At 39.2% G+C, this 11,525-nt stretch carries 10 protein-coding genes; 5 read left to right on the top strand and 5 right to left on the bottom strand.

What is annotated here, in order from left to right:
- On the top strand, positions 1-561 hold a 561-nt coding region (locus A2003_RS05850), incomplete at its 5' end, for a shikimate dehydrogenase (RefSeq protein ID WP_286686953.1).
- 50 nt (positions 562-611) lie between these two features.
- Here A2003_RS05850 and A2003_RS05845 read toward each other — a convergent pair.
- Positions 612-2,933 (bottom strand): hypothetical protein, encoded by a 2,322-nt coding sequence (locus A2003_RS05845; protein WP_112986994.1) that lies wholly within the window; start codon positions 2,931-2,933, stop codon positions 612-614.
- Between the two features lie 239 nt (positions 2,934-3,172).
- Here A2003_RS05845 and A2003_RS05840 point away from each other — a divergent pair, with 239 nt between their 5' ends.
- Complete coding sequence (locus A2003_RS05840; protein ID WP_004909455.1) at positions 3,173-4,996, top strand: acyl-CoA dehydrogenase C-terminal domain-containing protein; 1,824 nt, start codon at positions 3,173-3,175, stop codon at positions 4,994-4,996.
- A gap of 53 nt (positions 4,997-5,049) precedes the next feature.
- On the opposite strand, the gene A2003_RS05835 is transcribed toward A2003_RS05840, so the two are convergent.
- Positions 5,050-5,718 carry a hypothetical protein gene (locus A2003_RS05835; protein WP_112987000.1) on the bottom strand — a complete coding sequence of 223 codons (669 nt, stop codon included), beginning with the start codon at positions 5,716-5,718 and terminating at the stop codon, positions 5,050-5,052.
- Positions 5,719-6,061: 343 nt separating this feature from the next.
- Between A2003_RS05835 and A2003_RS05830 the strand changes: the two genes are divergently transcribed.
- The gene (locus A2003_RS05830) at positions 6,062-6,331 is read left to right on the top strand and encodes a PspC domain-containing protein (protein ID WP_004760601.1); all 270 of its coding nucleotides are present in this window, start codon (positions 6,062-6,064) and stop codon (positions 6,329-6,331) included.
- Positions 6,332-6,395: 64 nt separating this feature from the next.
- On the opposite strand, the gene A2003_RS05825 is transcribed toward A2003_RS05830, so the two are convergent.
- Positions 6,396-7,505: an HPP family protein gene (locus A2003_RS05825; RefSeq protein WP_039908578.1), complete on the bottom strand. Its 1,110-nt coding sequence runs from the start codon at positions 7,503-7,505 to the stop codon at positions 6,396-6,398.
- A 196-nt stretch (positions 7,506-7,701) separates the two neighbouring features.
- On the opposite strand from A2003_RS05825, the gene A2003_RS05820 reads away from it, so the two are divergent.
- Positions 7,702-8,454 (top strand): sulfite exporter TauE/SafE family protein, encoded by a 753-nt coding sequence (locus A2003_RS05820; RefSeq protein WP_112986993.1) that lies wholly within the window; start codon positions 7,702-7,704, stop codon positions 8,452-8,454.
- Positions 8,455-8,567: 113 nt separating this feature from the next.
- A complete protein-coding gene (locus A2003_RS05815; RefSeq protein ID WP_004909459.1) occupies positions 8,568-9,983 on the top strand; it encodes an SLC13 family permease in 1,416 nt (471 codons plus the stop codon).
- Between the two features lie 53 nt (positions 9,984-10,036).
- Here the strand turns inward: A2003_RS05815 and A2003_RS05810 are convergent, their stop codons facing one another.
- Both A2003_RS05810 and A2003_RS05805 read right to left on the bottom strand, forming a co-directional pair.
- The gene (locus tag A2003_RS05810) at positions 10,037-10,831 is read right to left on the bottom strand and encodes a TIGR03915 family putative DNA repair protein (protein WP_112986992.1); all 795 of its coding nucleotides are present in this window, start codon (positions 10,829-10,831) and stop codon (positions 10,037-10,039) included.
- A gap of 2 nt (positions 10,832-10,833) precedes the next feature.
- The coding region (locus A2003_RS05805; protein ID WP_353743760.1) for a helix-hairpin-helix domain-containing protein at positions 10,834-11,525 on the bottom strand (692 nt) is incomplete at its 5' end.

Here is an 11,525-nt window from a genome sequence, read left to right as displayed (position 1 = left end):
ACTGAACGTGCCAAGATTGCCAAAGCAGTCAATACTTTATGGATGCAAGACGGTCAACTATATGGTGATAATACCGATGGGCAAGGTTTAGTTGCAGCGATACAAGCTTTGAATTGGAACTTAGCAAATAGCCGTATTTTGATTTTGGGCGCGGGTGGCGCAACACGCGGTGTGATTTATCCACTGGTTCAAGCTGGTGCAAAACAAATTGTGATTGCCAACCGTACATTAGCCCGTGCAGAACAATTGGTTGAAGATCTAAAAACGGCTGTGCCCGATACTAAACTACATGCAATCTGCCTAGATCAACTGACAGGTGAGTTTGACATCGTCATTAATGCGACTTCGGCAAGTTTAACGGGTGAAGCTTTGCAATTACCTCAAACACTTATTTTTCATCACGCCTACGAAATGGCATACGGAAAACCATCAAGTTTCCTTGATCAAGCCCTTATTAGACAAGTTCCTTCTACAGATGGATTCGGCATGCTAGTGGGGCAAGCCATTGAAGCTTTCTCTATTTGGAATGGCGTGAAACCTGAATTAAAAGACTTCTTATAAATCAAACCATAAAAAAGAACCTGCATGATGCAGGTTCTTTTTTAACTGAATTATTTTGTGCTTATCATTTTCTGATAAACATCTTTGAAGATTTCATAATCAATAAATTCATTATGTTCAATTTTCAGTGCCTTCAATGATTTATCAGAAAGCTGATTTTTACGTGCGTCTATATATACTTGCCCCAGCACATTCGCTGTTTGCTCCAACAAGATCTTTTCTTCGCTCGAAATACCATTGGTTTGTTCAAACTGGATTTGATATTGTTTCGCAAACAATTGCTGTGGTTGCTTATATTGAGCTTTTAGCTTTTTCCATTGCTGACGGTCTTGGTCACCACGCATTGCATCTGTGACTAAACGATTTACAGCTTGACCCAACTTATCATCAAACTGATCTTCTTGCTCCAAATGGTGTTTTTTCTGTAAGCTTTCGATCTGTTTTAGAGCCTTACCTTCAGGACTATATACCTCTTCATCTGAGAACCAATAAGCATAAACACTTGCGACTTCTTGTAGCTCTTGAGAAGTGTAACGTTTTGCAAGGATTGGATTACTCTCAACCAATTTAGCAATGAACACAGCTTTGTAGGTTTGTTCATATGACTGTGTAGCATCGTAACGCTGCTCAGCAATTACTTTGAGCTGATCATCCAAAGATAATGTATAAGGCTGTGCTGAGCGCTCTTGAATGCCTGTTTGACCTAATTTTTCAGAGAAACTGCCGATCGCTTGTTCAAGGATAGAACCCTTACTCGCTTCCGCCCATGTTTTAGCTTGCTTTAACTGAGCTTGATCAATCGGGGTTGCTTTACCGTAATTTGTCACCAGCATATCTGCTTTGATATTAAAGCTCGACTTCAGCTCAGGCAGTGCATAATTCAAGTCATAATCAAGTTTGACTGCACGTCCTTGTGCATCCAAGCCAACATCCATCACGAAAGGATTACGCTTTTCAACGGGTGGTAATGCTTTTTGAATATCTGCTTGATGCTTCAGCCAAAGTGCTTTAAAGCCCTGATCATCAATAAATTGATTTTGATCGTATTGAACAAACTCTTTTTCAACTGCGACCAATTTTTCAATATAAGACAAGAAACCCGATGGCGTTTTCTGTTCACCCAAAACATCAACATCGTACATGGTTTGACAATACTGAATATCACCAAAATTTGTTTTGGCAGCATTTTGTAATGCTGTACATTGCTCGGCTGTTAACACTTGTTCTGTTGCAGTAGCAGACTCTGCAACGGCATCAGCCTCTTCTGTGATATCTTCAGCTTCTTGAGCCACATCCTCTGCTGCGACTTTGGTTGCATCTGCCTCTTCAGTATATTCATCCTCTGGCTCTTCTACTCCAAAGTGTTGATTCACTAAACGATACAACTCTTGGCTCACCACACTCGCATCATCAGCTGCTGCCTTTGAATTTAATAAAGTGCCACTTTGTTCAGCCTTTGAAGCAGTGTCTGTTTTGTCTTGCTCTGAAATCAATTTTTCAAGATTTTGCTCATCAAATTTCAAAATACTTTGCATTAAGTATTTTTCATTCACTTTGCTATATAGATTCGCTTGCAGAACCAGCTCTTCAATTGTGGTTTTTAAACGAATTTTCTCTACCACACCCGCAGCTTGATCAGCAGAACTCACCGACAAAGTTTGGATACTGTTTGGATCAGCTAAACGATAGTAAATAGCACTCGATGCTTTGATGTATTCTGCAAATTTCTTGTAATCAACTTGTTTAAACAAACCTTGGTATTTTGAAAAATCTAAATACGCTAAATTGTTCTGATTTTCTTTATTCACCAAGTACGGCATCAATGCAAAATAATTGATGTAGAACTTGTAGTTATTTAAATCCAAAACCATCGGAACTTTCGCTTGAACCAATAAGGTTGGTTTTTCATAACGAGCAGTGAGGTTAAACGAGCCCATCTTTTGTCGATAATGCACAGATCCATCATACTCAAATTGCATATCATTTAAAATGTTAGCCATTACTCGAGCAAATTTATCAAACTTGCTATTGCCCAAACCTTTCGGTTGCTCTGCCAAAGCTTTATATAGTGCTTGTTTTTGTTTTGCATCCAAATTGACTTTTTGCTCGCGCAGATATTGATCAACCTTTTGTTTCAAAGCAGCATCTAAAACATCTTTCTGTTGATCTGCTTCAGCTTTATGCTGATCAAGGTCAACATGAATATTAAATTTCCCCCGATAGTCGTAGCTCGGATATTCGTACATCGCATTGATGCTATTTATTGCTTTTTGCTCTAAACTAGAAGAGCTTGAATTGGTTTTAATGACATGCTGAGAACAACCTGAAATACTAAGACCAAACAAACATAATGTTAAATATTTTAAACGCATAGCTTTATCAAACACCTTTATATCGTTATATTTTCAATTACTAAATGGATCATTTTCATATTCAAAACGAGTCTAAAACTTTAACAGAAAATTGAATTTTCAACTAAGTGTTTTTAGCCTTAATTAGCTTTTCTGACAGTCTTTTCCACAGTGTTTATCAATGTATTTTCATCACCACTGTGAATAATCAAAGTACTGATACAGATAATCCACAACGATTCAAATACAGGATTAAGATTATGCCAGCTTATAAAGCCCCGCTCCGTGATATTCGCTTCTTAATGAATGAAGTGTTCGATTATCCAGCACATTACCAAACTTTGACAAGTGGTCAAAATGCTGATGCTGATACAGTTGACATGATTCTTGAAGGTGCGGCTGATTACTGCGAAAACGTACTTTCTCCAATCAACCAGTCTGGCGACGAAGAAGGTTGTACTTTTAACAACGGCGAAGTAACTACTCCTAAAGGCTTCAAAGAAGCATACGACCAATTCGTAATGGGTGGTTGGCAAGGTCTTTCTTATCCAGAAGAGTTTGGTGGCCAAGGCTTACCAATGTCTTTAAACCTTATCAAATCAGAAATGATGGGTACTGCGAACTGGTCGTTCACGATGTATCCTGGTTTAAGTACAGGTTGTATGAACACCATCATGCAATTCGGTACTGATGAGCAAAAAAATACATATATGCCTAAACTCGTTGAAGGTACTTGGTCTGGCACAATGTGCTTAACTGAGCCTCAATGTGGTACTGACTTAGGTCAAGTAAAAACTAAAGCAGAAGCTGCTGCTGACGGTACTTACAAAATCTCTGGTACAAAAATCTTCATCTCTGCAGGTGAGCATGATTTAACAGAGAATATCATCCACATCGTACTTGCACGTCTTCCAGATTCACCTGCTGGTACTCGTGGTATTTCTTTATTTATCGTGCCTAAGTTCATCCCAACTGCTGATGGTGGTGTAGGTGAGCGTAACACGGTTTCTTGTGGTTCGATCGAACACAAAATGGGTATCCGTGCTTCAGCAACTGCTGTATTGAACTTTGATAACGCAACTGGTTACTTAATCGGCGAAATCAACAAAGGTTTACATGCCATGTTTACCTTCATGAACACTGCACGTATTGGTACAGCTGTTCAAGGTATCGCACACGCTGAACTTTCTTTCCAAGGTGCTTTACCTTATGCGAAAGACCGTATGTCTATGCGTGCACTTTCTGGTAAAAAAGAGCCAGAGCGTGTTGCTGATGCGATCATTCACCACGCAGACGTTCGCCGCATGCTTTTAACTCAAAAAGCTGTAGCTGAAGGTGGTCGTGCAATGATTTATCACGCTGCCAAACTTGCAGATAAAATGGCTGATGCGCTGGCAAGTGGTGATCAAGCTGCTTATGAAGCTGCCGATGACAAACTTGGTTTCTATACTCCAATTCTTAAAGGTTTCTTGACTGAATTAGGTTTGGAAGCTGCAAACCATGGTATCCAAGTATATGGCGGTCATGGTTTCATCAAAGAATGGGGCATGGAACAAATCGCACGTGATGCACGTATCTCAACATTGTATGAAGGTACAACAGGTGTCCAAGCACTTGACTTATTAGGTCGTAAAGTGCTTTTAAGCTCAAAAGGTAAAGTTGTTCGTGACTATACTGCTGAAATCTTAAAATTCTGTGCTGCACATGCTCGCAACAAGTATTTACGTCGCTTCGCTTGGGACTTAACTAAGCTTTGCGCTCAATGGAATACATTAACTGTTCGCATCATGCTTGCAGCGCGTAAAGACCGTGACATCGTATCTTCTGCTTCTAATGATTTCTTGATGTTCTCTGGTTATGTAATGATGGCTTACTTCTGGGCTCAACAAGCTGTAATCGCTTCTGAAAAATTAGAAGCTGGTAACGGTGCTGAAACTCCAGAATTCTATAAAGCAAAAATCAAAGTTGCAGATTTCTACTTTGACCGTTTATTGCCACGTGCTCAAGGTCATGCAGAATCAATGGTATCGACTTCTCGTACATTGACTTCTCTTGCACCAGAACACTTCAGCTTCGATTACTAATCGAAACTGCATAAAAAAGAGCGCTTAAGCGCTCTTTTTTATATTTGAATCCATCATGATTTTACTTTTTCAAAAACATAGGCTTTCTTAGGAAACGGATATTCGTTAAAAAACTTCCGATTTTGTCCGTGATCACCATTCCAAATCTTGTCTAAATTCATCACCAAATCTTGATTCGCATTAATTTTATAGTACAAATTCACATCCGCTGCATCACAACGAATCATGATTTCATTTTGATCTTTATGAACATGCCAATGAACCTGCTTACAGGTCTGTTCAATTTTGGCAATATTCTGTGATGAATCAGTGCCCAAACGTCCAAAGCTGGTATTGGTCCAAAATACAGATCCATCATCTAGTAAATTAATAATATATTCGGCTTCGTTTTCATTGTTCACACATCCAGCAAAAGGATCAGAACATGGAATACGCGCATGATAACGCCCGGCATAGATCAAATCTTGCGGTGATGGTTTTTCTATATGTTTCGATGCAACATGAGGAATGGTTGCCTGACCTGCTACTTTAGTTAAAGCAACACCTTCACTGGAAACTGCTTGATCATCTACAAGCACAGTCGATACAGCCGCCTCAACAGGTTTAGGCTGGGTTTGACTGTGTGATACCGCTGGTTCAGTATGATGACCATCACATGCTGTCAAACCTAAAACCAATAGAGTTCCTACACTGAGGGGCTGTAAGAATAACCGAAACTGCATATTCATCATTCTCTAACATCAACATCGTTCATTTTATTCAAGACCTCTCCACCCCGTGTAAATCATAAAGAACAGGATATACATTTACACATCTACAAAAGGAATAGAAATAAAGTAACGATGAGTCTGAAATCGCAGGTTGCTATCGCAAGATGCGTTAAGTCGGTGCATTTTAGGCGATAGTGTCGGTTTTTCCATCAATTCTTTACATACCGTAACTATTCTCTCGCTTACAGAAACTTTAAAAAAATGAATTTGACCCTATCTCTAATATAACAACAGCACATTATCTCAATTTTTTGATTTTTCCCTGTTGTTTCATTTATTTAAGGAGAAAAACTCGATGGCCAATTCTGGTTTATATCGCTCAAACCAACAAAGCATGATCGCTGGTGTAATGGGCGGTATTGCTGAACGTTTTGGTTGGAATGCGAATTTACTACGTTTAATCTTTGTGATTATTTCAATTATGAGCGCCGCTTTCCCAGGTATTTTGGTGTATTTAATCATGTGGTTAGTCATTCCAAAAAGACAGGCGAATCGAGTTGAGCACGTACAAGGTTACAACCAACCTGTCAAAACAGTGTATGAAGATCAAGGAATCAAACGTTAATCTTATTTTTTAGTTTGGTCGCTACGGTTGGATTTACCCCTATACAACCGTAGCTTTTTTTTGCTCACAATACAGATGATTGTTGTTTGATTTGCTGATGCAAAGCCGCAATCATATCAGCCCGACTAATAATTCCAATTAAACGCAGTTCTTCGACCACAGGAATATAATTAAAAGATTTTTCAACAAAATAAGGTACAAGATCTTGAATCGGTTGTAATGGATCAACTTTCACAACTCGACGACTCATAATCTGTTTCACATAATGTTGCCAAGAATTGCGCGGATCAGTGGCTCCTTTGAACCACTCAACAACTTCGTACAATGCTAGAGTTCCAACCAATTGCTCTTGATCATTCACAACTGGCAAACTCATTAAATTAACCGATTTAAACTTATCCAAAGCCTGATGAATATCGTCATTCTCATATAATTTGATTACATCACGGCTCATAATATCCTGACACACGAACGAATGATTTAATCGCTCATTCGCATGCTCTTGTGCTTCTAAAATGATTTTCTCTAAATCGTATTGGCTGATATCTAATAGTTCAGTGTGTTGCTCTAAGGCATATTCGATATCTTTGGGTTGAATCGATACTTTTTGAGTAGGTGTTGGGTCTTTGGAGCGTTCATTCAGATGAGGCATAGTCGGATAATTTCGCCCAATCAGTCGATTAAAAAACACTGCAAAAACAAGTAATAAAACTGAGTTGAGTAATACAGGGTAAAGGATAAAATGAAAGCCGAGCTTATGTACAGCTTCTCCACCCAAAACCGCAGTAATGGCTACAGCACCACTTGGTGGATGTAATGAATCTGTGGTCATCATCATAAAGATAGCCAATCCAACAGCCACACTAAATGCTGTGGTTAAATCAGGTAAAAGCTGGGTGCAAGCCACCCCAATAAATCCCGCTAAAGTATTACCAACCACCACATTCCAAGGCTGTGCTAATGGACTATTTGGAACTGCAAATAATAAAACGGAAGATGCACCCATCGGCGCGATATACCAGGCATTCATCCCGCCCAATACATACCAACTAATCAAAGAAGAAATCGCCAAACCACACAGTGCGCCAAAGCCTGAGAACAAACGTTCTTTCACTGGAAGAACTTTATAATTAGGTTTTAGTAAATTTATCCAGTCTAATTGGGTCAAGTTCACAATGCACCTTGCTGGTTGGATGTTTTGATTTTCGAACGAAGCAAGTATACGCGCAAAGCCAAATAAGGTGTATTCAAGTTACATCTTAAAGATATGAGATAATCTGATAATCTATTATTCAAGCAATTTTTACCAAATATTATAAATTAACCAATACCGATGATTAATCAATTCAATACTGTGCTAGAGAACTGTTTTGTATAAAACTGAGTTTTTAACACTGCTGCTGTGTGCATTAGCAGCATTACTACATGGTCTGAGTGGTTTCGGATTTCCGATGATCAGTACAGCAGCATTGTCTCTGTTTCACCCTCTACAGACTGCCATCGCGATGGTACTTATTCCTTGTATTATCATGAATCTGAGTGTGTTAGGGACGCATGAAAAAGCCCCGATCTCCCTATTATATTATGTAAAAAATTACTGGAGTCTTATCGGTAGTAGCCTGATTGGAAGCCTGTTTGGCGTCATGCTACTGCTTTATATTGATGAAAGTTATCTCAAGCTGTTGTTAGGGATGGTCATTTGGCTCTATGTATTAGATCAATTTAGATCGCAACCTTTGCACCTACGTCGCTCAATTAAAAACATGCTCATATTTGGGTTGCTTGCAGGTGTGATCGGAGGCGCAACCAATGCGATGGCTCCATTTTTGATGATGTATTTGTTAAGTACACAGCACAGTAAAAATGACATCGTGATGATTACCAACATTAGCTTTCTTGCCAGCAAATTAATCCAGCTCTCGATACTCTACCCAACGCTTTTGACCTTTGATCAGGCACAGATATATCTATTGTGTGCAATTACGATTTTTTCATTATTTTTTATTTATCTTGGTTCTAAGATCAGAATTCATATTTCTCAACAAAAATTCAAACGCCTTATTTTAGTCATTTTGACTGTACTCGGTACCAATGCACTGTGGCAGGGAATCAACATGATTTAAAAAGATTTTACATAGATGGCAGAACTTAATATTTACTTCTAGTTCTTTAAGACTTTATGGTTATTCAGTTGTATACGCTATCGCAACTAGAACAACTCAAATAAGGATATTTTATGAATGTTCCTCACCTCGAAACACCCACCAATGCCATGCCCAAAGGCTTAATCCGTGGCTGGGTGATTATTGCAATTGCAGCACTGCTGTCTTTCGGTTTATATGAAATTTTGCCTTATGACCAAAATGCCAATAAAGGTCTAAGTCTGTTGTTATTTATCGGTATTTTATGGCTGACTGAAGCCATTCACATCACCATCACGGCATTGCTAGTCCCTGTGCTCGCGGTTCTCGTCGGTATGCCGAGTGTGGGAGGAGATGGTGAGATTGAAGCCATTTCTACCACTAAAGCACTGAGTACTTTTGCTGATCCTACGATTTTCCTATTTTTTGGTGGTTTTGCCTTGGCAACTGCATTGCATGTGCAAAAACTAGATCGAAAAATTGCCATGTGGATTATTGCAATGTCTAGAGGGCATCTGGGAGTAGCTGTTTTAGCCATCTGTTTGGTCACAGCCGTTTTGTCGATGTGGATTTCAAATACTGCTACCGCGGCTATGATGCTTCCACTTGCATTGGGTTTGCTTTCACATTTTGATGCGCAAAAAGAACGTAAAACTTTCGTATTCATCCTCTTAGGTATTGCTTATTCAGCAAGTATTGGCGGCTTAGGTACTTTAGTTGGCTCTCCACCCAATGCGATTGCAGCGAAAGCATTAGGCTATGATTTTGCAGACTGGATGAAAGTCGGTTTGCCTATGATGCTCATCATTTTCCCTGCGATGTTATTTAGTTTGTATATCGTGCTTAGACCTAAACTTAATCATCGTGTGGAATTCAGAACAGAAACTATCCCTTGGAACCGTGATCGTATTCTAACCATGTTAGTTTTCGCTATCACTGCATTGGCATGGATTTTTGGTAAAAGCGTCAGCGAACAGTTTGGAATTACTCAACCTGATACATGGATTGCAGTACTCGCAGCCTGTATGGTCGTGATCTTAGGAATCGCCACTTGGAAAGATATTGCAGACAATACGGACTGGGGCGTATTAATGCTATTTGGTGGTGGCTTAACTTTAAGTGCCGTTTTAAAAGACTCTGGTTCTTCTTTGGTACTTGGGCAAACTCTGGCAAATGCATTTGGTGATGCCTCACCATTCCTAGTCATCGTGATTGTAGCTGCATTTATTATTTTCTTAACTGAATTTACCAGTAATACAGCCTCGGCTGCTCTGCTGGTTCCAGTATTTGCAGCAATCGCTGATCAAATGGGAATTCCAAAAGAAATTCTTGTGGTTGTCATCGGAATCGGTGCTTCATGTGCGTTTATGCTCCCTGTAGCAACACCACCGAATGCGATTGTATTTGGTACGGGGCATATTCAACAAAGTGAAATGATGCGAATTGGCTTTATCCTCAATATTTTATGTATCGCACTGGTTTCAATATTTGTTTACTGGTTTTTCCTCTAAATACAAAAAAAGCGCTACGGCGCTTTTTTTATCGCTTTAAATAAGAGAGAAGATCAAACGTATTTTTCATTCAAATATCGCCAATAACGTTTAGGCAAATATTGCACATGTAATTTCAAATTTTGACGTTCTTTAATGTTGATACTATTAAAATAATCTTTCCAAAGTTGATCATATAATTCTTCTTGTTCATCTAATTCTAATTGGAAGTTTTGACTCGCACCATTTTCGATATTACGGTCAATCTGATGAGTATCTAAAGACACCTCGTGAATTTCACGTAAATCATAATACAATCCATATTTACGTTGTTCGTCATAAATCAACCAACGTTGATCTTGATAACGACGCTTAAAATGCGGCTGTATTAAAGGCAGCACATTAAAATCAGGGCGAACCAAACTTAAAAACAATCCATCTGTGGTTTTCTTAAAACGCACAAATGCTTCCATACGATGCTTTTCTCGCCCGACCTTTTTCGTCCATTGCGATATCGCTAAAACACTGGGATGCGAATAATTCTTCTCAACTGAATGTTGATGTCGAAAGACATAGATACAGTAATTAAATAAATGCTGATAGGCATCCAAAGATTCCGATAAATAGGCAAAATAAAATTGTTTCAAAGATGAATGCGATAATTTCTGCTGTAAAGCTGACCAAACACGTGCTGCATGTTGCTCGTGATTTGGAATTTCAACCACCGTGGCAAATAAACCATGCTGTGCGCCTTGGTTTAAACGCAGTTGCACGTGAAACTCTTTGAATTGAAAAGCACGAAATACGCAGTTGAGTAAACCGACCATAGAGCCATCAAAATAGTAATAAACCACACCATCACTGAGCATGTTTAGAATCCTAAACTCAACTGAGGTGACAGTTGTTTCACGTACTTGGATGAACCCTGCGTTAGTATTTGCTGACGAATATCAGTCGTAGAAAGTTCCTTTTGAAAGCGTGGACTGTCTTCACAGCGAATAAAAAACTGGGCACGTGAATACGCCACACCGAGTTGCTTCAATAAATCAGTATGTATCTTGCCAAAACGACGCGCTTGCACGATTTTCTTGGCTGACTTTACGCCGATACCTGGTACACGAAGGATCATACGATAGTCAGCACGATTTAAATCCACTGGAAACTGCTCGGGATGACGCAACGCCCAACTCAGTTTTGGGTCTACATCCAAATCTAAATGTGGGTGTTTTTCATTGACGATTTCATTGACTTCAAAACCATAAAAACGCATCAACCAATCACTTTGATAAAGACGATTTTCACGCAACAAAGGTGGTGCTGAACCGACAGCAGGAAGATAATTATTTTCTGTGTTGATTGGAATATAACCTGAGAAATAGACACGTTTGAGTTTAAATTCTTTGTAATGTCGATCTGCCATTACAAGTACGTCTTGATCGGTTTCTTGATGTGCGCCAACCACCATTTGCGTGGTCTGTCCTGCGGGTACATATTTCGGCACATGCTTAATAATTTGACGTTCATCTTTGAGTTGAATCAGTCGATCTCGTACGAGTCCCAAAT

This window comes from Acinetobacter sp. GWC1_38_13 (assembly GCF_001767535.1).
Classification (GTDB): domain Bacteria; phylum Pseudomonadota; class Gammaproteobacteria; order Pseudomonadales; family Moraxellaceae; genus Acinetobacter; species Acinetobacter junii.
The sequence above is the reverse complement of the archived record's forward strand: the minus strand, read 5'-3'. Positions and strand labels throughout refer to the sequence as shown.

Coding starts and splice junctions, on each gene's coding strand:
- A2003_RS05845 (WP_112986994.1), bottom strand. CDS start 2,933: ATGCGTTTAAAATATTTAACATTATGTTTGTTTGGTCTTAGTATTTCA.
- A2003_RS05840 (WP_004909455.1), top strand. CDS start 3,173: ATGCCAGCTTATAAAGCCCCGCTCCGTGATATTCGCTTCTTAATGAAT.
- A2003_RS05835 (WP_112987000.1), bottom strand. CDS start 5,718: ATGCAGTTTCGGTTATTCTTACAGCCCCTCAGTGTAGGAACTCTATTG.
- A2003_RS05830 (WP_004760601.1), top strand. CDS start 6,062: ATGGCCAATTCTGGTTTATATCGCTCAAACCAACAAAGCATGATCGCT.
- A2003_RS05815 (WP_004909459.1), top strand. CDS start 8,568: ATGAATGTTCCTCACCTCGAAACACCCACCAATGCCATGCCCAAAGGC.
- A2003_RS05810 (WP_112986992.1), bottom strand. CDS start 10,831: ATGCTCAGTGATGGTGTGGTTTATTACTATTTTGATGGCTCTATGGTC.